Source organism: Pseudomonas sp. LBUM1674, assembly GCF_059695635.1.
Window position 1 is genome coordinate 2486392 of the sequence record NZ_CP166779.1, and the last position, 20214, is coordinate 2506605.

Genomic DNA, 20214 nt, shown 5'->3' on the forward strand with positions numbered 1-20214 from the left:
CGGAGGTCGATGATGAAACTCAACACTGTGCTGATCCTGCTGGCGATGTGGGTGCCCGTGGCGTTTTGCGGCAACGGCCCGGCCGCCGCCCGGGTCAACGGCGAGGAAATTTCCGAATGGCGCCTGGAGCGTTATTTCGCCGAGTACCTGGAGGATCAGGGCCGGGCAGTGGGCAGCATTCGCAATCCCAAGGCCTACAAGCAATTGCGTCAGGCCGCCCTCGACGCACTGATCGATCGCGAGTTGCTGTGGCAGGAAGCGGTCAAGCGCGGGGTGGTGATCAGCGATGCCACGGTGCACAGCCAGGTCGACCAGACCCGGCAGGCCATCGGCGATGCCGATAAATTCGCCCGGCGCCTGGAAGACGCCGGCTTCGACGAAGCCGGTTATATCGAATACACCCGCCGTGAACTCGCCGCCCGTCAGGTGTTTGCCGACCTGACCCAGGTCGCCGGGCCGGACGAAAAGCAGGTCCGTACCTTCTATGAAGAGCATCGCGCCGAGATGAGCCGGCCCGAGGAAGTCCAGGCCCGGCATATCCTGATCAAGGTGGCGCAGGGGGCCGACCCTTCCACAGTTGCAGCCGCGCGACTACGCTTGGAGCAGATGCGGGTAAAAATCAGTCAGGGCGAGGATTTTGCCAGCGTGGCCCGGGCCGGTTCCGAAGATGCATCCGCCAGCGAAGGCGGGGACCTGGGCTATTTTCCACGGGGGCGCATGTTGCCGGCATTCGAAGCGGCGGCGTTCGCCCTGGCACCGGGAGCCGTCAGTACGCCAGTGCGTACGGCGGTCGGCTGGCATCTGATCTATGTGCAGAACCACCAGGAGGCGACCGATGTCTCAGAGGAGCAAGGGCTTGAGATGGTCCGGGCGTACCTTGCCCGGCAACAACAGGCTCAGGCTCGTCGAGACGTTCTGGCGCAGTTACGTTCCAGTAATCGAATCGAGCGGATTGACGATGATTGAAGGTTTACCCCCCAACTGTGGGGAAAGAGCTTCAGTGCCAATCCATGCACTTCCCCGCCTTTGGGGGGAAGGGGTACTGGACGATAGGGCATTGTCTTCAAATTCAAGGACATGAAGAGATAATAATACCGGCGCCCAGCCTGGCATGAAGTGTGCGTTAGTCCTGTCAAGGGACGCACTCCCAGGGCTGGAACATCGGACCTGCGGTTTCAAGGAGTCGACCTTGTTAAACAAAGTACTGGTTGTCGAAGACGAACAGCTCCTTGCCGAAAACCTCAAGGATTACCTTCAGGCGCAAGCGCTGGACGTCCGGATTGCACATGACGGTGCGACGGGTATCGGTGAAGCCGAACGGTTTGCACCCGATGTGATGGTGTTCGATTACCGCTTGCCCGATATGGAAGGCTTTGAGGTGCTCGATGCTGTCCGCCGGAACAGGAATTGTCATTTTGTACTGATCACAGGGCACCCGACCGCTGAAGTCTGTGAGCGGGCCCGGCAACTCGGAGTCAGTCACATCCTGTTCAAACCCTTTCCATTGGCGGAACTGGCCCGGGCAGTCTGCGATCTTCTGGGCATGGAGCGCGAACCCAATACAGGCATGAGCAGCTCCGAAGGTTTTGTCGAACGACGCCAGAGCAGGACCGAAAGTTTCCCGCTGCAGTTGTACGACGGCAGTTGGGTGCTGGCAGATCGTCGACGAATTCCATCGACTTCCACGGCACCAGACGACGGACAATTGCTCACCGGGGAGTAGTGGCGCGACAAGCTGTAATGGCTCGCCGCGTCGACAGGGCTCAAAGCCCCCGGCGTTGGAGAGCATGCCATGGACCGTCTATCCCTTGCCGTCGAACCGGCGCTGTTGGACTGTGTACCGTCTCGTTTTTCCAGTGAGCAACTGGCCCAGGCCCGGGCGCGGGCCAGCAGTTCCGGCGAGCGGGTACTGGAAGCCCTGGGGGTGCTGTGCGAACTGGCCCCCATGCCCTTCATCCAGTGCCTCGGCGCGACCCTGCATTATCCGGTGCTCGACACCGACAGCCTGTTTCAAGCCACCCCGGTGTTCGACCGGGTCACCCTGGCCCAATGCCTCAAGCGCGAATTCATCCTGCTGCGTCACGCGGATGCGGTCATCGGTGTGTTTGCCGACCCCTTCGATACCTCGCGCCTGGCCTGGATCGACGACTGCCTGCATGGCGCGCCGCTGTACCTGGTGCACGCCGACGACCTGAAAGCCTACCTGGCGCGCCACGAAGAGAGCTTCCACGCGGTGGAATCGCTCAACGCCCAGGCCAACGCCAACATCGAAATCGATACCCTGCAAAGCCTGTCCCTGACCAGCATCAGCGAAGACGCCAGCGTGGTGGTCAAGCTGGTCAATTCGACCCTGTACGACGCGCTGAAAATGCACGCCAGTGACATCCACCTGGGCACCACCGGCAGCGGCCTGGTGATCAAGTACCGCATCGATGGGGTGCTGAACAACATCAGCAAGATCCAGGGCAGCGAGTTTGCCGAACAAGTGATTTCCCGGGTCAAGGTCATGGCCGAACTGGACATCGGCGAAAAACGCGTGCCCCAGGACGGTCGTTTCAAGATCGGCATCAGCGGCCGGCAGATCGACTTCCGGGTCTCGATCATGCCGAGCATTTTCGGTGAGGACGCGGTACTGCGGGTGCTGGACAAACAGGACCTGGCGGACAAGGTCAGCGGCGTGCAGTTGCAGGCCCTGGGCTTTGAAGAACACACCCTGCGCCAGCTGCGCCGGCTGGCCGCCGAACCCTACGGCATGGTGCTGGTCACCGGTCCCACCGGCAGCGGCAAGACCACCACCCTCTACGCGATGATCACCGAGATCAACCACGGCGTGGACAAGATCATCACCATCGAAGACCCGGTGGAATATCAACTGCCCGGCGTGCTGCAAATCCCGGTCAACGAAAAGAAAGGCCTGACCTTCGCCCGTGGTCTGCGCTCGATCCTGCGCCATGACCCGGACAAGATCATGGTCGGTGAAATCCGCGACCCCGACACCGCGCAGATCGCGGTGCAGTCGGCGCTCACCGGGCACCTGGTGTTCACCACCATTCACGCCAACAACGTATTCGATGTGATCGGCCGCTTCACCCAGATGGAAATCGACCCTTACAGCCTGGTCTCGGCGCTCAACGCGGTGCTGGCCCAACGGCTGATCCGCCTGGTGTGCGCCAGTTGCAGCGCGCCGAGCAACCCGACCGATGAAGAACTGCGCCTCAGCGGACTCGATCCGCAGCAGGTCGATCATTACCACTTCGTCCATGGCAAAGGCTGCGGCCATTGCCGGGGTACCGGTTACCGCGGGCGTACAGCGATCGCCGAGCTGCTGCATCTGGACGACGAGCTGCGGCAGATGATCGTCGAGCGCCAACCCGTCTCGAAAATCAAGGCACACGCTTGCAAACGTGGCTTGCGCCTGTTGCGCGAGTCGGCGCTGGAACTGGTTCAAGAGGGGCGGACCACGCTCGAGGAGATCAATCGTGTCACTTTTGTCTCGTGATCGTTTTGTCGCCGTGCTCGGCGCCAGCAGCGTCGGCCTGGGCCAGCGCAAGGGCAACGAAACCCTATGGCTGGGCAGCGTCGGCTTTATCGACGAAGGCTTCCATGCCTGGGCCGTGGCCCTGGACACCCTCGACTGTCTGCTGGCTGAACATACCCGGGCCGGTGCCGAATTGAGCGTGGTGATTTCCGGGCACTTCAGCCGTTTTTGCCTGGTGCCCTGGAGCGACCAGATCAGCAGCCCTGATGAACTGCAGGGATTCGCGCAACTGTGTTTCGAAGACCTCTACGGCGTACCGAACCAACCCTGGAGCCTGGTGCTGTCGGTCGAGCCTGCGGGCTACGACCGCATCGCCAGCGCGCTGCCGCAAGACCTGCTGGCACGCCTGCGCAGTCTGGTCAGCGAGCGCGGCCTGCGCTTGCGCTCGGTGCAGCCGTACCTGATGGCGGCCTTCAACCACTTCGATAAAAGCCTCGACGCCGGCGACTTCCTGTTCGTGGTGGCCGAGCCGGTGCGCAGTGTGTTGCTGCTGGCCCGGGAAGGGCGCTGGGCCGCGGTGCAGTCCGTCGGCACCGGCGACAGCGACGCCGCACTGACCGCGTTGATCGGTCGCGAAAGCCAGTTGCAAGCCTCCACCAGCGAACGGCCATTGAGCGTCTACCTGCATGCGCCGGCGCGTATCGAGGTGCAGCCCGACGTACCCGGTGTGCAGCTGCGCACCCTCGAAGAAGACCGGACCGGCGTACGCGATGCCTTGTACGTCATGTCCCGGGCGGTGGCCTGACATGCGCGCCCTGATGCTTGACTTCCAGCCACACCGCCGCTCGGGCCCATTGGGCTGGAGCCTGCTGGCCGGCGGCCTGGTGCTGACCCTGGGCTGCTTCTTCATCCAGCAGCACCTCAGTGAGCAGGCCGCGCAACAGCAAGGCCATCTGCAGACCGCCCAGCGTGTCCTCACCGGCGACACCGGCAGCAAGACCAGCCTGACCCCGGCCGAGACCCGCGAACAGGCGCAGAACCTGGCCGAGATGCGCAAGGTCTCGCAGCAACTGCGTCGCCCCTGGGAACGGCTGTTCGCCATGCTCGAAACCATGCCCCGGGATGACATCGCTTTGCTGACCCTGACCCCGGATGCACGCAAAGGCCAGGTGCGGATCAGCGCCGAGGCGCGGGATCTGGAAGCCATGCTTGCGTTTCACCAGCGCCTCGAAGCCAGCGACGAGCTGTCCGACGTGTCGCTGCTCAGCCACGAAATCGTCGTCAAATCGCCGGAGCAACCGGTGCAATTCAACCTGTCGGCCAGCTGGGAGATCGGTGATGCAAATCTCTAGATTGATCGTCCACGAGTACTTGCAAGGCCTGGGCGTGCCCGGCCTGGCCGGGCTGGCAATGCTGCTGCTGGCACTGATGTATGGCCTGCTGGGCCTGATGCCGGACTGGCAGGCGCTGCAAACCCTCAATCAGCAGACCCGCGAAGCCGGCGAGTACCTGGCCAGGGTCGAAGACGGCAGCGTCGCCGCCCCGGTGGTGCCGCAACGTCAGCTCGACGACTTCCGCAGCAAGCTGCCGTCCCAGCCCCAGGCCACCGTCGCCATCGACAAGATCTACGCGCTGGCGGCCCAGGAACACATCACCTTGGCCCGCGGTGAATATTCCCTGGGCATCGACCCCAAGACCCATCTGGCGCGCTATCAGATCCTGCTGCCGGTGCGCGGCAGCTACCCGCAACTGCGGCGCTTCCTGCATGCCTTGCTCGGCCAGCTGCCGGCGGTGGTGGTGGAGGACGTGGAGTTCCAACGCAAGAAAATCGCCGACACCGACCTGACCGGGCGGATCCGCATGACCCTTTACCTGTCGAGGTCATGATGAATACCAAACGCGCAGTGGGTTGGGTGGCGTTCTTCGGCGTGGCGGCGGCGCTGACCTGGTTGCCCGATTACTTCATGCCGTCGGAGGAGGTCGACGTCTCGGTCGCCACCGCGTCCACCTCGAGTACCCGCAAAACCCGCGGTGCACTGCCAGCGGCGTCGGACGCTAAAAAACCGGCGGTCGTCAAGGACCTGACCCCGGCTGGCGACCTGTTCGCCGCCCGCAGCTGGAAGGCTGCCCCGACGCTTGCCAGCGTCACCGAACAACCCGTCAACGTCACCCAGGTGGTGCAAGCCCCCAGCGCACCGCCGATGCCATTCCAGTTCATCGGCAGGCTGGATGACCGTTCCGACCTGCAAGTGTTTTTGCAGAACGGCGAAAAAATATACGTCGTGCGCAAAGGGGATGTGATCGACGAAACCTGGCGGATCGAGGGCATTTCCGATGTGGAACTGAGCTTTATCTACCTGCCTCTGCATTTGTCCCAGACCTTGTCTGTGGGGAGCACGCAATGAACAGATCATGCCGTAATACGATAGGAGCGCTGATGAGCCTTTGCCTGTGCACAGCGCTGATCGCATGCAGTTCGGCGCAAGTGGCCAACAAGGAAGCGTCCGAGCTGATCGAGCAGGGCCAGTACGAAGCCGGCCTCGCCCGGGTCGAGGAAGGGCTGCGGGAGAACCCTCGCGATACCGAGTTGCACCTGCTCCTCAACAGCGGTCGAGCCAAGGCGATCACGGCACTGCTGACCCAGGCCGACACCGATCGCGCACGCCGGGATTTCGCCTCGGCACGCATGGCCTATAGCCGGGTGCTGACCATTGAACCCAACAACCGCCGCGCCCAGGATGCCCTGCGCCAGCTCGATTATCTGCGCAGCATGGAAGACAAACTCGAACTGGCCCGTGGCGACCTGCGTCGCGGCGACATCTACGGCGCCGACCGCCAGGTGAAACAGATCCTCGAACTCGATCCGCAAAATGACGGCGCGCTGGAACTGCAAGGCAATATCCGCGTGGTGCAGAGCCGCAACGTGATCCCCTATCCACAGTTGCGCACCCGCCTGGACCGGCCGGTGACCCTGGAGTTTCGCGACGCCAACCTGAAGGTGATTTTCGAAGTGCTGTCCCAGGTCGCCGGTTTGAATTTCATCTTCGACAAGGACCTGCGCCCGGACATGAAAGCCACCATCTTCGTGCGAGACGTGCGCATCGAAGACGCCGTGGAATTGCTACTGCAACAGAACCAACTGCACCAGAAAGTGGTGAACGAAAACACCTTGCTGATCTACCCGGACTCGCCGCAGAAGGTCAAGGATTATCAGGAGCTGGTGATGCGCACCTTCTACCTGACCAGCATCGATGCCAACACCGCGCTGAACATGATCAAGACCATGCTCAAGACCCGCGACGTGTTCGTCGATGAACGCCTCAATACCCTGACCATGCGCGACAGCGAAGACGCCGTGCGCATGGCGGAGAAACTCCTGCAATCGCAAGACCAGTCCAACCCCGAAGTGGTGCTGGAAGTGGAGGTGATGGAAGTCGCCACCCAGCGGATTCTCGACCTGGGCCTGCAATGGCCGAACACCTTCGGCATCGTCAACAGCGACGGTTCGGCAGTGACCTTGCTCGATCAGCTCAAAGGCATCAACTCCGGCCGGATCACCATCAATCCATCGCCCCAGGCCAAGATCAACGCCCAGGACAACGACATCAACACCCTGGCCAGTCCGGTGATTCGCGTCAGCAACCGCGAGCAGGCACGCATCCACATTGGTCAGCGCGTGCCGATCATCAGCGCCACCTCGGTGCCATCGACCCAGGGTCCGGTCATCACCGAAAGCGTCACTTACCTGGATGTCGGTCTGAAACTTGAAGTGCAGCCGACCGTGCACCTGAACAACGAAGTGGCGATCAAGATCGCCCTGGAAGTGAGTAACGCCACCCCGCTGGAGCCAACCCGCCAGGGCACGATTCCGGTGCAGGTCGACACCCGCAACGCCCAGACCACCCTGCGCCTGCATGACGGTGAAACCCAGATCCTCGCCGGCCTGATGCGCAACGACCATGGCGCTACCGGCAACAAGATTCCCGGCCTTGGTGACATTCCTGGTCTGGGCCGCTTGTTCGGCAGCAACAAGGACACCATCGGCAAGTCGGAACTGGTGCTGTCGATCACCCCGCGGATCGTGCGCAACCTGCCGTACCAGAGCCCGTCGGACATGGAGTTCCCCACCGGTACCGAAACCAGCATGCACATCCAGGCGCCGGACCGGCGGCTGGAGTCGGCTGTTGCGCCTCAGGCGATTGATCGGCCGGTCGCGGTCACCACCCAAGTCGTTATCGAGAAGCCTTGATCATGAACGCCTCGCAACGTGGTTTTACCCTGATCGAAGTCGTGGTGACGCTGGCCCTGATCGGCCTGCTGGCCGGCATGGCCGCGCCGCTGACCGAGACGGTGGTGCGCCGGGGCAAGGAGCAGGAGCTGCGCACGGCGCTGTACCAGATTCGCGATGCCATCGACGCCTACAAACGCGCCTTCGACGCCGGTTACATCGAGAAGTCGCTGAACAACAGTGGCTATCCACCGAGTCTGCAAGTGCTGGTGGATGGCGTGCGCGATATACGCAGCGCCAAGGGCGCCAAGTTCTATTTTCTGCGCCGTGTGCCACGTGACCCACTGGCCCCGGTCAAGCGCGACGACGAAGGCGGCTGGGGCTTGCGCGCCTATGACAGTACGGCTCAAAGCCCGCGGGAGGGCGAAGACGTGTTTGACGTCTACTCCCAGGCGCGCGGCAAGGGTCTCAACGGCATCGCCTACCGGGAGTGGTGACTTATGCGTCGGGAAAAGGGTTTTACCCTGCTGGAACTGATGGTGGTCATGGCAATCATCGCGACGCTGATGACCATCGCCTTGCCACGCTATTTCAACAGCCTCGAAGCCTCGAAGGAGACCACCCTGCGCCAGAGCCTGTCGGCGATGCGCGAGGCACTGGACCACTACTACGGCGACACCGGGCGCTACCCCGATTCCATCGAACAACTGGTGGAGCAGCGTTACCTGCGCAACCCGCCGATGGACCCGATCGCCGAGCGCAAGGATCTGTGGGTCCTGGTGGCACCGCCGGACGGGGTGCCGGGCGGGGTCGCCGATATCAAGAGCGGCGCTACAGGGAGGGCCCGTGATGGCAGCCTTTATGCCGAGTGGTAGGCCCTCGAACGAGGCGGGTTTCACCTACCTGGGGGTGCTGTTCCTGATCATGGTGATGGGCATGGGCCTGGCCAGTGCCGGCGAATTATGGTCGAGCGCCTCGCGCCGTGATCGTGAACGCCAGTTGCTCTGGGTCGGTACCCAGTACGCCCAGGCCTTGCGCAGCTATTACCGCAGTTCGCCCGGCCTGGCGCAGTACCCCAAAGAACTGGCGGACCTGTTGCAGGACGAACGTTTCCCCAACGCCAAACACCATATTCGCCAGCTGTACCCGGACCCGATCGGGGGCGGCGAATGGAGCCTGATGCGCGGTTTCGACGGGCGCATCACCGGCCTCTACAGCCCCTCCACGGACACGCCGCTCAAACAGGCGGATTTCCCCAGTCAATGGTCGGACTTCACCGGCATGGCCAGTTACAAGGACTGGCAGTTCGTGGCCGAGAAGGCGTTCCTCGAGGGCGCGTCGGGGCCGAAAAGTCCGTCCAGGTCTGCACAAGGGGTAATGCCATGAACAGATTCTGCCTGGCCCTGATCCTCCTGTTGGCGACGCCGTTTGCCGCGGCCACCGAAGAGGACGAAATGATGGGCTTTATCGTCGATGACACCATCTCGCACATCGGCCACGAATTTTATTACGCGTTCAGTGAGCGCCTGCGCGCCACCAGCCCCATGGATTTCAACCTGGTGGTACGCGAACGACCTTCCGCACGCTGGGGCAGCCTGGTGACGGTGGAGTACCAACAGCGTTTGGTTTATCGGCGCTTCCTGCCGCCGAACACCGTGGACCTCAAGGAGGAGGCGTCCGACGCCGCCGACTGGGTGCGCGGGCAGATCGTCAAACGCAAGCTGGAAGCCTTGTTGCAGGACACCACGGACCTTGAGAGGGACGAATTATGAAAACCAAAACGTTGTTGCACCGCGTCGCCGGAATCTGGCTGCTCGGGTTCGCCAGTGGCGGCCTGGTCCAGGCCACGGAGCTGGTCTACACGCCGATCAACCCGTCGTTCGGCGGCAACCCGTTGAACGGGACCTGGCTGCTCAACAATGCCCAGGCGCAAAACGACCACGACGATCCGGACTTGAAAGACCGCGCCTCGATAGCCGGGACTTCTGCCCTTGAGCGCTTCAGCAGTCAGTTGCAATCGCGGTTGCTGGGGCAGTTGCTGGACAACATCTCCACCGGCAACACGGGGAGCCTGTCCACCGACGCTTTTATCGTCAACGTCATCGACGACTCCGGCGCACTGACTATTGAAGTGACTGACCGAGCGACCGGTGAAATTTCGGAAATCCAGGTGAATGGCCTGGCCCCTTGAGGGGACTCGGTCAATTGGGGAGTCAAGGACATGAAAAAGATAATTGCGCTAGGGCTGATGTTGGCGACATTACAAGGGTGCAGTCTGCGCGACACGATGCCGGCCGAGCAGGACACCGAAACCCCGACCCTGACACCTCGGGCGTCGACCTACTACGACTTGCTGAACATGCCACGTCCCAAGGGCCGGTTGATGGCGGTGGTGTACGGCTTCCGGGATCAGACCGGGCAGTACAAACCGACCCCGGCCAGTTCCTTTTCCACCAGCGTGACCCAGGGCGCGGCGAGCATGTTGATGGACGCGATGCAGGCCAGTGGCTGGTTCGTGGTGCTGGAACGCGAGGGGCTGCAGAACCTGCTGACCGAACGCAAGATCATCCGCGCCTCGCAGAAAAAGCCGAATACGCCGGTGAATATCCAGGGTGAGTTGCCGCCGTTGCAGGCAGCGAACATGATGCTCGAGGGCGGGATCATTGCGTACGACACCAACGTGCGCAGCGGCGGGGAAGGGGCACGTTACCTGGGTATCGACATTTCCCGCGAGTATCGGGTGGATCAAGTCACGGTGAACCTGCGGGCAGTGGATGTGCGCAGCGGGCAGATCCTGGCCAACGTGATGACCAGCAAGACCATCTACTCCGTGGCCCGCAGTGCCGGGGTGTTCAAGTTCATCGAGTTCAAGAAGTTGCTTGAGGCTGAGGTCGGGTACACCACGAACGAGCCGGCGCAGTTGTGTGTGTTGTCGGCCATTGAATCGGCGGTGGGGCATTTGTTGGCCCAGGGGATTGAACGCAAGATGTGGCAGGTGGCGGGGGACAAGACTGCGCTGGTGCAGGATGAGACGCTGGATCGGTATTTGACTCAGGCCAAGGTGGTGCCTGAGGGTGGGGAAGAGTGACGTGGCGGCCTTCGGGCCGACCAGGTTTTTGCGAATATCCGCGGACCCTGTGGGAGCTGGCTTGCCAGCGAAGGCGGCCTGCCAGCCGCCCTGATTCCACAGATGTCCCCAGAACCCTTGTGGGAGCGAGCTTGCTCGCGAAAGCGGTGGTTCAGCTTGCTCAAATGTTGAATGTACTGCCGCCTTCGCGAGCAAGCTCGCTCCCACAGGGGATCTGCGGCGCCCACGGTGTCCTCATACACGACAACGATCAAAAATGTGCGAGCCTGCTCGCGAAGACGGCAGACAGCCAGCCAGTTTTGTACGGGGGCATGTAATCATCTGTAGGACTGACTTGAGGCTACATCGCCTTGCGCCATTGCCTACAACTACGCCAGAATCCGCCGGCTTGTGCGCCTTGTCCCTGGTCTTTATTGTTGCCCCATCGCTGCCAATTCAGCGATCGGGTTTAGCGATCCGAACAGTAACAGGGAGCAACAGCACTCCAATCTCTATTGCAGATTTTTTATGTCTGCGATTTGATCATGGCGGCTGTGCGTCGGAGACTTTCGGGTCTGCCGGGTTCTCCTGTACCCCGGTTCGCTAACCTTCGTACAGCCGCCACCCTTGCTTGTTTAGCGACAGGTCATGGTGGTTTCATTTTCTACAGGAGCTTCACCATGCCCAAACCGACACCTAATCCCCCAGAATCGCAAACCGAAAGCACCACCGCCAGCTGCGCCTCCAACCTTCACCTCAAACCCGCCATTCTCAAAAGCCATGCACCCCACAACCCCAGCACAATGTTTGTCATCACCCCAGACATCGACACCGAAAGCCTGTTGGCTCACGCCTGTGAATCGCTGGCTTCCGCGAGTGTCATGGCCAGTGATTTCGCAACGTTTCTGGAAGGCCCGCAGCGCAGCATGTTGTTGGGCATCCAGCAGGTGATCATGTTGGCTGATTTGGCGGTGAATCGGGCACTGGATAACCTCGATCCCCAAGGTTAAACCCTCAACCACAATAAATCGTCAGGTGGACCGCGTTGCGATGACATCCTGACAGCCGACAATCAATTTCGACCGTACTCGATCTACTGTAGGAGCTGCCGAAGGCTGCTCCTACAGGGGGATGTGTCAGGCGAGAAAAAACCGCGACCCAAAGAAGGGCCGCGGTTCTTTTTACTGCGCAATTATTGCTGCAACACAGTCGCCTGGTTCCCCGTCCCATACTGCTGAACAGTCGCCATCTGCGTCATCCCACTCTGATCAACACGGGCAATGTTCCCCGCTCCCTCCTGAGTCACATACGCCACGTTCAGGCTGTCAGCCTGTTTCACAGTGATCTGGTTATCACTCCCATACTGTGTCGTGAACGCCTGGTTATCCATACCGGACTGGTCGTACTCTGTGCTGTTGCCAGTACCGTTGCTGGTGCCCTGGGCCAGGTTGGTGGTGCCGCGTTGCGAGGCGATGAGGATGTTGTCGCTGCCGTTCTGGTCGAAGTACAGCTCGTTGTAGTCGTCGGCCTGGCTGACGGTGGTTTTGTTGCCGGTACCGATCTGGTTGGTGGTCATGATGTGGCCGGTGCCGGCCTGGGTGAAGCTGGCGGTGTTGTTGCTACCGGTCTGGTTGATGGTCGCACGCTGGTTTCTGCCGAACTGGCCACCGGCTTGCGGGCCTTTCCAGTTGCTGGCGTAGACCTTGTTGTCGTTACCCACCGAGTTGGCATTGAGCACTTGGCTGTCGCCGCTCTGGTAGGTGAAGTGCACGTTGCCGGTGCCTAGTTGGTACAGCGCCAGGGTCGAGCCGATGGACTCGAACTGGTCGGCGTAGATCGCGTTGGCGTCGCCGATTTGCAGGATCTGGGCGACGTTGTTGTCGCCGAAGCTCTGGTCGACGATGGTTTCGTTGGTCGAACCGATCTGGTCGACAGTGGCCTGGCTGGTGAGCTGGGAGTCTTGCCAGACTTCGGTGCCGTTCATGTCGCCCAGCTGGTTGATGGTCACGGTGCCGGCGTTACCAAAGCTCTGGTCACCATAGGCATAGTTGCCTTCGCCCGCCTGGTTGATATTGATCTGCCCGGCCACGTGCCCGACCTGTTCGCCGGTGCCGTAGTTACCGATGCCATACTGGATGACTGTCGTGTTGTTGCCGGTGCCGTACTGGAGTTGCTCGATGTTGGCTGCGTTGCTGTCACCGAGCTGCAAGGTGGTGGCGGTATTGCCGTCCTGGCCTTCCTGGTAGATGAAGGAGAAGTTGCCGGTGCCTTGCTGTTGCTGCAGCGCCTGGTTGGCGCCGAGTGCGCCGATCGACTGGCTGGCATGGCTGGTGTTGCCGGCGCCGGCCTGTTGCTGGACGATGGTGCTGCCATTTTCGTACAACTGCTCGGCATAGCCGGCGTTGAAGTCACCGACCTGATCCTGGGTAATGGTGCCGGTGGCGTTGTCTTGCTTGGCGGCCACGTTATTGCCTTCGCCGAGTTGTGTCTGGGTGGTAGTACTGAAACTGGCCTGGATTTGCGTCACATCGGCGATGTTGGCGGTCCCGACCTGGATCTGGGTGGAAAGGCTGTTATCGGCCATCGCCTGGGCACTGACAATGACCAGGATGGCGGCGGTGAGGGGCGTCAGTTTGAACATGATGAAACCTCCAAAGTGGTGCAATGCTTTAGCGATACTGTTTGACCGAAACGCTCATGCCGTTTCCCGACTGGGTCACGGCACTCGAGAGCCCCGTGCCGGCCTGGTCGATGCTGGCGTCGTTGTTGTTGCCGTTCTGGGAAATCTGCGCGCGGTTGTGGCTGCCGTTTTGCGTGATTTCGGCGTTGTTGCCCGAACCTTGCTGGGTGATCAGGGCCATCAGGTCGCTGCCTTGCTGCAGGATGAATGCTTCCTGATTGCTCCCCGACTGGACGATGCGACCGAGCAGTGACTGGCCGTTCTGTTGCACCAGCGCGACGTTGGCCTGGCCGTTCTGGTCGATCAGCGCTTGCTGGCCAATCGGCGCTGGCCACTCGCCGAGGTCGGCACCGGGCGCCAGGTCGTCGTTCTCCATCAAATCATCGGCCCGCGCGCCCACACTGCTGCAGAGCAGAAGCAGGCAGAGCAGGGCGGAGGTCGACGTTTTCATGGCGTTGTCCTTTGGGAAGAGGCCTGCCCCACCGATCGGCCAGATCGGTGGGGCGAGGGTTTACTGCACGGTGACGGCGACCGTGCGCACGGTGCCTTGGGACGAGCGGATGGTCGCTGTCGGGTTCGCCGACGGGATCACCGTGGTGCTGTTGCTCACCGTCAGCCGCCAGCGTCCGGTCACCGGCACCGTGGTGGTGCCCAGCGTTACCAGCCCGGTCGGGGTGGTCACCTGGATGGTGATGGTGTTGCCGGTGGTCACCGATGAGGTGCCCGAGACGTCCCAGTTGAAACGGTTGTTGGAGCGGGCCTGGACAGTGGCGGCGGTCACCGCGAAGGTCTCCGCAGCGGGCCTTGGCGAGACTTGCACCGTGACCGTGGCCGGCACCGACAGGGCGCCGAAGCTGTCCCTGGCGATGTAGGTGAAGGTCGTGGTGAAGGCCGTCGTGACCGTGGCCGGTGGGGTGTAGGTGATCACGGTGCCGTTAGTGCTGACGGTGCCGCGACCGGCCGCTGGCTGGGTCAGGCTGGCGACGGCTAACGGCACGTTGCCTTCTGGATCGGTGTCGTTGGCCAGCACGTTGATCGGTACCGCCACCCCCAGGGTCGCGATGCTGTCGACGACGGCCACCGGAGACCGGTTAGGCGCCACGGTGATGGTCACGGTCGCCGGAGCGGTCGAGGCCAGGCCTTTGACGTCTTGAGCCTTGTAGGTGAAGGTCGTGGTCAGCGGTGCATTGACCACCGCCGGTGGGGTGTAGACCACCGCTGCCGTGCCGCTCAGCGCCACAGTGCCCTGGCCAGCGGCCGGTTGGGTCAGCGCTGTGATGTTCAGTGGCGTGTTGCCGTCCGGGTCGCTGTCGTTGCCCAGCAGGTTGAGGGTGATCGGCACCCCGAAGCTGGTGCTGCCGCTGTCGGCCACGGCCAGTGGCGCCTGGTTCTCACCGGTATCCGGGGCCGAACCGACCACCACGACCGCTTCGGTATCGCTACCGCCCGCGGCGGATTTGACCGTGACGGTAGCCGGTGGCTGCAGCAGATCGGCGACGGTCAGGCGTTGCAGGGTGCCCGTCTTCGACAGGCGTCCGTAACCCTGGGCGACCATGTCCGGTACCGCCACTTCGTCAGTGGAGGTGGCCTCGATCAGCAGGCTGTGATTGCTCCAGTTGTAGCGCGCGGTCTGGACTTTCACCACGTCCGTGACCTTGCTCGACACTGCCGTCGGCCGGGTGGTGCCAGTCGGGCTGCTGGCGGTGACCACCACGACCGGAGGCACGTTGCCGGTGACCAGATGCTGGGCGAAGAACAAGCCATTATTGTCGCCCGTCATGTTGATCAGGCACGGCGAAAGCGGTGGGCCGGGCACCAGGGCGACGCTTTCGCGGAAGCACAGGCTCGAGCTGTTGCCCGATTTGCCAAAGACTTCGACCCGAGTGCTGCTGGTGCCTGGACCCGAGGGGGTGCGCCGGTAGGTGGCGCGGCCGATTTCCACCGGGGTCTGGGCACGGTTGTCGAGGACTTTGCCGGACACCGTGAACAGGTTGGTCTCGATGATCCCGGCCGGTCCCTGGATGCGCACGAAGTTGGTGTTGTTGGGGCTGCCGGTGACCTGCTCGGTGAGGTTCGGATCGCCGACGAAGGTTTCGACTGTGCCGGTGTCCGGGTTTAGCTCGGTGTAGGGGCCGTTGATGCTGCGCAGGAACGGGCCGATGTTGCCATTGAGCACACCGCTGAAATTACCGGGTGCACCGATGCCGATGTCCCGGGTCATGTTGATGGCGCGCCGACCCGTGGTGGTGACGTTGATCGTTTCCACCCCGTAAGGGTGGGTGATGGTATAGACCCCAGGCGTCGGCACCGAGACGCGCAGGCGAATCCGCGCGAAGGAAACCTGATCGCCATCTATCGGGGTTTCGGCGCCGAATGCCGCCTCGACTGCGGCGACGTACACTTCCAGTTCATACCCGCTGTTGCCGACTTGCGGGATCGCGGTCTCCGCCGCGAACCAGAAGGCTTCTCCAGGCCAGTTGTCGGGGAAGACCATTGGCTGGGCGTCGTCGTAGACGCCCGGTTCCGCCGCGAGAATGCACATGTACGACGGTGGGTTGGTGACCGGCACCCGCGAGCTCGCGGCCCGGGACTGGCACAGTTCCAGCTTCAATTGATTGTTGTCCTGATACCACATGGGGAATTTCCCCGTGGCAAAGGTGTAGGGGCCGGGGTCGACGGCGGCGAGTTGCGCGAACGCGCTGCCGGACAGCGATAAAGTCAGTCCCAGGGCGTTGAGCGCCAGGCGTGGCCAATTGTTCATGATGCCTCCTGATGAGGATCTGGGCATGTGAGCGTTCATTGCACGATGACCACTTCTTCGGTGTCGCTGCCGCCATTGGATGACGTCACGCGAACCCTGGCCGGTGGAATCGGCGAGATCCCGGTGGCCAGGGTTTTCACCGCGCCTTCGCCACTGAGGGCGCCGATGGCGGCACCGCTGGCGGCTGAAGCGGTGAGCACCGGCGGCGAGGTTTCGTCGCTGGTCGAGGCCACGAGGGTCAATTGCCCCGTGCTGAGGCTGTACTCCGCACGCTGGATCACCACCAGGTCGGTCAGCGCCATGGACAAGGTGGTCGGTGTGCTGGTGGGGATCGCCAGGTGGTTGTCGGCGGTCACCTGCACCGTGCTCGGCAAGGTCGGGTTGGCCGCGGACTGCGCGTACCAGTTGCCGGTGGTGTTGGCTTCGCTCATGTTCAGCACTGGGTTGCTGCTGGTCACGGCGACGGACCCAGGCGGTGGCGGGGCCATGACGAACACGTCCTGCTGAGCGATCGGCGCGCTTGCACCGGCTTTGCGCGAGTAAGTGCTGCGCTGGGTGATCATCGGCGTCGGCCGCACCACCGTCGACAATTTGCCGGAGATGCTGAACAGCGTGGTGCGCAGATCCAGGCCATTGGGTCCTTCGATGCGAACGAAGTTGGTGTTGAACGGGCTGCCGGTGATGGCCTCTTCGAGGTTCGGATCGCCGATGAATTTCTCGGCCGCACCGGTCAGCGGATTGGTCTCGGTGTAGGGACCATTGACGCTGCGCAGGAAGGGCCCGACGTCACCGCGCAGGGCGCCGTCATAGGTTTTCGGCGAGCCGATGCCGATGTCCCGGGTCATGTTGATCGCCCGGTTGCCCCCGGCAGGGACGTCGAAGATGTCGACCCCGTAAGGGTGGGTGATGGTGTACGTGCCAGCGGTGGGCACATCGACGCGGATACGCACCCGGGCAAAACTCATCTGGTCGCCTTCTACCGGTTCTTCAGCGGCGAAAGCCGCTTCGATGGCGGTACCAAACGACAGGTCGATACCCCGGGCGGCATCGACGATTTGCGCATCGGCGGTGAACCAGAAGGTTTCGTCAGGGAAGTTGGTCGGGAAGACGATCGGTTGTGCGTCGTCGAATACGCCGGGGGTCGGCAGCAACGTGCACATGTACGACGGCGCACCGGGTGCACCGGGAGCCCTGGAGCTGACGGCCTTGGACAGGCACAAGTCGAGGGTTCGACCGTGGGTGTCTTGATACCAGGCGGCGAACGAGCCGTTGGCTGGAAGGTAAGGTCCGGGGTCGACGGCATACAGCGCCGCCTGAGCGATGCCTTGGGCTAGAGCACTCACGACCAGGACGGTCGCAGTTTTGGACAGTAAGGGGTGCATGAGTTAATCCCTCTATCGGAGTACCTGTCCCTTGGGGATGGGTCAGTTGAGAGGGCTTCGGCAACTTCCGTACCAATCGGCGAAAACGTTCTTGAGAGGTCCGGTACACGGGGATGCGACGGTCAATCGCCGTCAGACCTTCGCTCGAGCGAGCGGGCCATTGTCCCCAGCATTGGGGGCAGGTGGGGAAGGCGGGGAGGGGGTAGCGTAGGGAATATGTAAAAGCTTCAAGAAATCGAGGAAACGTCTGACACTCTTTTAGGGTTGGCTGTCGGAAGCGAGACGTTTAGTGTGGTCGCTCCTGGCAGAGAGTGTGGTCAGCCGGGCGCATGGCAAGGGGGCACTGGCACAGTTGCACTTCATCCTTGCAGCGACGACAGCGAGCCCCATACCGATTAGACTGCTACGTATAGATCCCGGAGGTCATTATGAGCGCCGAACTTTCCCCAATCGTTTCAGAGTTTGAAACTGAAGAGCAGGCCGCAAGCTACGACCGCTGGTTCCGTGCCAAAGTGCAGGCCTCGCTCGATGACCCACGCCCGAATATCCCGCATGACCAGGTGATGGCTGATATGCGAGCGCTTATCGAATCAAAGCGCAATAAGCGCGATGCTGGTTGAGTGGCGGCCCGAAGCACGGGCCGAACTTTGGCAAATCCTGAATTACATTGGCGATCGCCACCTTGTGGCGGCTAGCGAGTTACACCAGGCCATTGAAGCGGCCACGTCAGCACTTCCTGAACATCCCTACCTCTATCGATTTGGCCGTGTACCCGGAACGCGGGAAATTGTTGTGCATCCCAACTACCTGGTGGTTTATCGAGTGACGGATCGGATAGAGATCGTTGCCGTCTTGCATGCCAGGCAAGAATACCCCTGAAACCCGACCTGGGCAGTTTCCGTAGTTGCGGCGCCCCGCATGCAACCTCATCAAGCAAGCCGTGGTTTTTGATCGTTCCCACGCTCCACTCTGCGTGGGAACGATCAGGCACCGGGAGCGTTGTCTACTTGGGCGGTCCCCGCCCAGATTCATCTCGCCCTCCATTCGGCATTAATCCCCATCCTGCACTGGGCCAAAACCCAATGCCGGGCAAATACCCGACAGTGGGCTATAACCCTATAGGGGAAACGTCGGGAACAAATGTCCATGAACATGCCTACCAAAGCGCTCCTGTCGCAGGAGGGCGATACTCGCCTGCACTCGCGCAAGCCGCCATTCAATCTGTTGCGCTGGTTTTCGCTGATCAGCCTGGCGGTGATCGGCACGGTTGCCGTGGCGCTGGGGTCGGTGTCCACGCGGTTCGTGATTACCGAGAGCGTGCAGCGCGATGCCTTGCTGACGTCCCAGTTCATTCAGGCGATCGCCTCGGCCGAGGTACGCCATGTGTCGATTCCCAACGTGCGGACCATGGGCGAGTTGCTCGACCCACGCAAGGACAAGGACTTCCCTGACGTCGACCCCATGGCCCGGGCCAATGCCCGTGGCGAATTCCTCGACCATATCGAACACTTGCCGGACGTGATCCTGGCCAACATCTACGCCCCCGATCGCATGGTGATCTGGTCGACGAACCCGGCATTGATGGGCACCACGATCCATACCGACGACGACCTGGATCAAGCCTTTGCCTCCAAGACCCCGGTGTCGGCCAGCTATCACAACGTCGACCACAGCCGCATGGAGCAGAAGTTCGTAACGCCCCCTGAATACATCTTCATCGAGAACTACATTCCGCTGTTCGATGCCGACGGCGACAAAGTCACCGCGATGGTCGAGATCTACAAGGAGCCCAAGGACCTGATCAGTCGCATGGAGCGCGGCCTGGTATTGATCTGGCTGGCCACCGCCCTGGGCGGCGGGCTGATTTACCTGGGGCTGTACTGGATCGTGCGCCGGGCCGCGATTCTGCTGGCAGCACAACAGCAGCAACTGATCACCAACGAAACCTTCGTCGTCCTGGGCGAGATGTCGTCGGCGGTGGCCCACAGCCTGCGCAATCCATTGGCGACCATTCGTTCCAGCGCTGAACTGGCGTTGGAATTCGACAGCGGCGCGGCGCACAAGAACATCAACGACATCATCGGCCAGGTCGATCGCATGTCGAAATGGGTCAGGGAGCTGTTGCAATCCTTGCGCCCGCTCAACGACGAGGCGGAGCCGGTCAATCTGGTGGCGGCGTTGCACGACAGCCTCATGGCCTTCGAGCAGCAGATCGCCAAGGCGAACGTCCTGGTCGTGTTCGAGCCCAGGGAAACGCCCATGGTCCTGAGCCAGCAGGTGCAGTTGACGCAGATCCTCAACAGTTTGCTGGCCAATGCACTGGAGGCGATGGAGAAGGGCGGCACGCTCACCATCACCCTGGAGCCGACCGATGCCCAAGGCATTTGCGTGGTAGTGAGCGACACAGGCAAAGGCATGAACGAAGAACAACGCAGCATGGCCTTCCGGCCATTTTACACCACCAAGCGCTATGGCCTGGGGGTCGGACTGGTGCTGGTCAAGCGGATCATGGATCGTTTCGGCGGCGCGGTGACCCTGGAAAGCCGCGAGGGCGAGGGCACGACTGTCCGTCTTTCATTCAAACGGCTGCACTGAAAATGGGTGTGAACTTTCCCCCG

At 61.9% G+C, this 20214-nt stretch carries 22 protein-coding genes; 18 read left to right on the forward strand and 4 right to left on the reverse strand.

Features of this window, described 5'->3' with window-relative positions; genetic code table 11:
- The first annotated feature begins 12 nt into the window (after positions 1 to 12).
- The 15 genes from ACA067_RS11570 (at position 13) to ACA067_RS11640 (ending at position 11783) form a co-directional block, all read left to right on the forward strand.
- Positions 13 to 966 (forward strand): peptidylprolyl isomerase, encoded by a 954-nt coding sequence (locus ACA067_RS11570; protein WP_497461873.1) that lies wholly within the window; start codon positions 13 to 15, stop codon positions 964 to 966.
- 223 nt (positions 967 to 1189) lie between these two features.
- Entirely contained in the window at positions 1190 to 1723 is a 534-nt protein-coding gene (locus ACA067_RS11575; protein ID WP_497461874.1) for a response regulator, read from the forward strand.
- A gap of 69 nt (positions 1724 to 1792) precedes the next feature.
- Positions 1793 to 3499 carry a GspE/PulE family protein gene (locus tag ACA067_RS11580; protein ID WP_497461875.1) on the forward strand — a complete coding sequence of 569 codons (1707 nt, stop codon included), beginning with the start codon at positions 1793 to 1795 and terminating at the stop codon, positions 3497 to 3499.
- A complete protein-coding gene (locus tag ACA067_RS11585; protein WP_497461876.1) occupies positions 3480 to 4283 on the forward strand; it encodes a hypothetical protein in 804 nt (267 codons plus the stop codon). The genes ACA067_RS11580 and ACA067_RS11585 overlap by 20 nt, the downstream gene beginning before the upstream one ends.
- Position 4284: 1 nt before the next feature.
- The gene (locus tag ACA067_RS11590; RefSeq protein ID WP_497461877.1) at positions 4285 to 4830 is read left to right on the forward strand and encodes a PilN domain-containing protein; all 546 of its coding nucleotides are present in this window, start codon (positions 4285 to 4287) and stop codon (positions 4828 to 4830) included.
- Positions 4817 to 5365: a GspMb/PilO family protein gene (locus ACA067_RS11595; protein ID WP_497461878.1), complete on the forward strand. Its 549-nt coding sequence runs from the start codon at positions 4817 to 4819 to the stop codon at positions 5363 to 5365. The genes ACA067_RS11590 and ACA067_RS11595 overlap by 14 nt, the downstream gene beginning before the upstream one ends.
- Positions 5365 to 5883 carry a hypothetical protein gene (locus ACA067_RS11600; RefSeq protein WP_497461879.1) on the forward strand — a complete coding sequence of 173 codons (519 nt, stop codon included), beginning with the start codon at positions 5365 to 5367 and terminating at the stop codon, positions 5881 to 5883. The genes ACA067_RS11595 and ACA067_RS11600 overlap by 1 nt, the downstream gene beginning before the upstream one ends.
- Complete coding sequence (locus ACA067_RS11605; protein WP_497461880.1) at positions 5880 to 7727, forward strand: secretin GspD/PilQ domain-containing protein; 1848 nt, start codon at positions 5880 to 5882, stop codon at positions 7725 to 7727. Before ACA067_RS11600 ends, ACA067_RS11605 begins: the two co-directional genes overlap by 4 nt.
- Positions 7728 to 7729: 2 nt before the next feature.
- Positions 7730 to 8203: a type II secretion system protein gene (locus ACA067_RS11610; protein WP_497461881.1), complete on the forward strand. Its 474-nt coding sequence runs from the start codon at positions 7730 to 7732 to the stop codon at positions 8201 to 8203.
- 3 nt (positions 8204 to 8206) lie between these two features.
- Positions 8207 to 8581 (forward strand): type II secretion system protein, encoded by a 375-nt coding sequence (locus ACA067_RS11615; protein WP_064678369.1) that lies wholly within the window; start codon positions 8207 to 8209, stop codon positions 8579 to 8581.
- Entirely contained in the window at positions 8556 to 9092 is a 537-nt protein-coding gene (locus ACA067_RS11620) for a type II secretion system protein (RefSeq protein ID WP_497461882.1), read from the forward strand. The genes ACA067_RS11615 and ACA067_RS11620 overlap by 26 nt, the downstream gene beginning before the upstream one ends.
- Complete coding sequence (gene csgE, locus ACA067_RS11625; protein ID WP_497461883.1) at positions 9089 to 9478, forward strand: curli production assembly/transport protein CsgE; 390 nt, start codon at positions 9089 to 9091, stop codon at positions 9476 to 9478. Before ACA067_RS11620 ends, csgE begins: the two co-directional genes overlap by 4 nt.
- On the forward strand, positions 9475 to 9897 hold the full coding sequence (locus ACA067_RS11630; RefSeq protein WP_497461884.1) for a curli assembly protein CsgF: 423 nt from the start codon (positions 9475 to 9477) through the stop codon (positions 9895 to 9897). The genes csgE and ACA067_RS11630 overlap by 4 nt, the downstream gene beginning before the upstream one ends.
- Positions 9898 to 9927: 30 nt before the next feature.
- Entirely contained in the window at positions 9928 to 10794 is an 867-nt protein-coding gene (locus ACA067_RS11635; RefSeq protein WP_497461885.1) for a CsgG/HfaB family protein, read from the forward strand.
- 659 nt (positions 10795 to 11453) lie between these two features.
- Positions 11454 to 11783, forward strand: coding sequence for a DUF6124 family protein (locus ACA067_RS11640; protein ID WP_497461886.1), 330 nt, complete (start codon positions 11454 to 11456; stop codon positions 11781 to 11783).
- Between the two features lie 182 nt (positions 11784 to 11965).
- Here the strand turns inward: ACA067_RS11640 and ACA067_RS11645 are convergent, their stop codons facing one another.
- The 4 genes from ACA067_RS11645 to ACA067_RS11660 are packed head-to-tail and all read right to left on the reverse strand — an operon-like array spanning position 11966 to position 17596.
- On the reverse strand, positions 11966 to 13414 hold the full coding sequence (locus ACA067_RS11645; RefSeq protein ID WP_497461887.1) for a curlin: 1449 nt from the start codon (positions 13412 to 13414) through the stop codon (positions 11966 to 11968).
- A 28-nt stretch (positions 13415 to 13442) separates the two neighbouring features.
- The gene (locus tag ACA067_RS11650; RefSeq protein WP_497461888.1) at positions 13443 to 13904 is read right to left on the reverse strand and encodes a curlin; all 462 of its coding nucleotides are present in this window, start codon (positions 13902 to 13904) and stop codon (positions 13443 to 13445) included.
- 60 nt (positions 13905 to 13964) lie between these two features.
- Positions 13965 to 16214, reverse strand: a complete 2250-nt coding sequence (locus ACA067_RS11655) for an Ig-like domain-containing protein (protein ID WP_497461889.1) — start codon at positions 16212 to 16214, stop codon at positions 13965 to 13967.
- Between the two features lie 35 nt (positions 16215 to 16249).
- On the reverse strand, positions 16250 to 17596 hold the full coding sequence (locus ACA067_RS11660) for a hypothetical protein (protein ID WP_497461890.1): 1347 nt from the start codon (positions 17594 to 17596) through the stop codon (positions 16250 to 16252).
- 428 nt (positions 17597 to 18024) lie between these two features.
- Between ACA067_RS11660 and relB the strand changes: the two genes are divergently transcribed.
- The 3 genes from relB (at position 18025) to ACA067_RS11675 (ending at position 20191) form a co-directional block, all read left to right on the forward strand.
- Positions 18025 to 18216 (forward strand): type II toxin-antitoxin system RelB family antitoxin, encoded by a 192-nt coding sequence (gene relB, locus ACA067_RS11665; RefSeq protein ID WP_497461891.1) that lies wholly within the window; start codon positions 18025 to 18027, stop codon positions 18214 to 18216.
- Positions 18206 to 18475, forward strand: coding sequence for a type II toxin-antitoxin system RelE/ParE family toxin (locus tag ACA067_RS11670; protein ID WP_497461892.1), 270 nt, complete (start codon positions 18206 to 18208; stop codon positions 18473 to 18475). The genes relB and ACA067_RS11670 overlap by 11 nt, the downstream gene beginning before the upstream one ends.
- Positions 18476 to 18742: 267 nt before the next feature.
- Positions 18743 to 20191: a sensor histidine kinase gene (locus ACA067_RS11675; protein WP_497461893.1), complete on the forward strand. Its 1449-nt coding sequence runs from the start codon at positions 18743 to 18745 to the stop codon at positions 20189 to 20191.
- Positions 20192 to 20214 lie beyond the last annotated feature (23 nt).

Excerpts from the sequence above, each read along its gene's own strand:
- ACA067_RS11570 (WP_497461873.1), top strand. The coding sequence starts at position 13 with ATGAAACTCAACACTGTGCTGATCCTGCTGGCGATGTGGGTGCCCGTG.
- ACA067_RS11580 (WP_497461875.1), top strand. The coding sequence starts at position 1,793 with ATGGACCGTCTATCCCTTGCCGTCGAACCGGCGCTGTTGGACTGTGTA.
- ACA067_RS11590 (WP_497461877.1), top strand. The coding sequence starts at position 4,285 with ATGCGCGCCCTGATGCTTGACTTCCAGCCACACCGCCGCTCGGGCCCA.
- ACA067_RS11595 (WP_497461878.1), top strand. The coding sequence starts at position 4,817 with ATGCAAATCTCTAGATTGATCGTCCACGAGTACTTGCAAGGCCTGGGC.
- ACA067_RS11600 (WP_497461879.1), top strand. The coding sequence starts at position 5,365 with ATGAATACCAAACGCGCAGTGGGTTGGGTGGCGTTCTTCGGCGTGGCG.
- ACA067_RS11605 (WP_497461880.1), top strand. The coding sequence starts at position 5,880 with ATGAACAGATCATGCCGTAATACGATAGGAGCGCTGATGAGCCTTTGC.
- ACA067_RS11610 (WP_497461881.1), top strand. The coding sequence starts at position 7,730 with ATGAACGCCTCGCAACGTGGTTTTACCCTGATCGAAGTCGTGGTGACG.
- ACA067_RS11615 (WP_064678369.1), top strand. The coding sequence starts at position 8,207 with ATGCGTCGGGAAAAGGGTTTTACCCTGCTGGAACTGATGGTGGTCATG.
- ACA067_RS11620 (WP_497461882.1), top strand. The coding sequence starts at position 8,556 with ATGGCAGCCTTTATGCCGAGTGGTAGGCCCTCGAACGAGGCGGGTTTC.
- csgE (WP_497461883.1), top strand. The coding sequence starts at position 9,089 with ATGAACAGATTCTGCCTGGCCCTGATCCTCCTGTTGGCGACGCCGTTT.
- ACA067_RS11630 (WP_497461884.1), top strand. The coding sequence starts at position 9,475 with ATGAAAACCAAAACGTTGTTGCACCGCGTCGCCGGAATCTGGCTGCTC.
- ACA067_RS11635 (WP_497461885.1), top strand. The coding sequence starts at position 9,928 with ATGAAAAAGATAATTGCGCTAGGGCTGATGTTGGCGACATTACAAGGG.
- ACA067_RS11640 (WP_497461886.1), top strand. The coding sequence starts at position 11,454 with ATGCCCAAACCGACACCTAATCCCCCAGAATCGCAAACCGAAAGCACC.
- ACA067_RS11645 (WP_497461887.1), bottom strand. The coding sequence starts at position 13,414 with ATGTTCAAACTGACGCCCCTCACCGCCGCCATCCTGGTCATTGTCAGT.
- ACA067_RS11650 (WP_497461888.1), bottom strand. The coding sequence starts at position 13,904 with ATGAAAACGTCGACCTCCGCCCTGCTCTGCCTGCTTCTGCTCTGCAGC.
- ACA067_RS11655 (WP_497461889.1), bottom strand. The coding sequence starts at position 16,214 with ATGAACAATTGGCCACGCCTGGCGCTCAACGCCCTGGGACTGACTTTA.
- ACA067_RS11660 (WP_497461890.1), bottom strand. The coding sequence starts at position 17,596 with ATGCACCCCTTACTGTCCAAAACTGCGACCGTCCTGGTCGTGAGTGCT.
- relB (WP_497461891.1), top strand. The coding sequence starts at position 18,025 with ATGAGCGCCGAACTTTCCCCAATCGTTTCAGAGTTTGAAACTGAAGAG.
- ACA067_RS11670 (WP_497461892.1), top strand. The coding sequence starts at position 18,206 with ATGCTGGTTGAGTGGCGGCCCGAAGCACGGGCCGAACTTTGGCAAATC.
- ACA067_RS11675 (WP_497461893.1), top strand. The coding sequence starts at position 18,743 with ATGAACATGCCTACCAAAGCGCTCCTGTCGCAGGAGGGCGATACTCGC.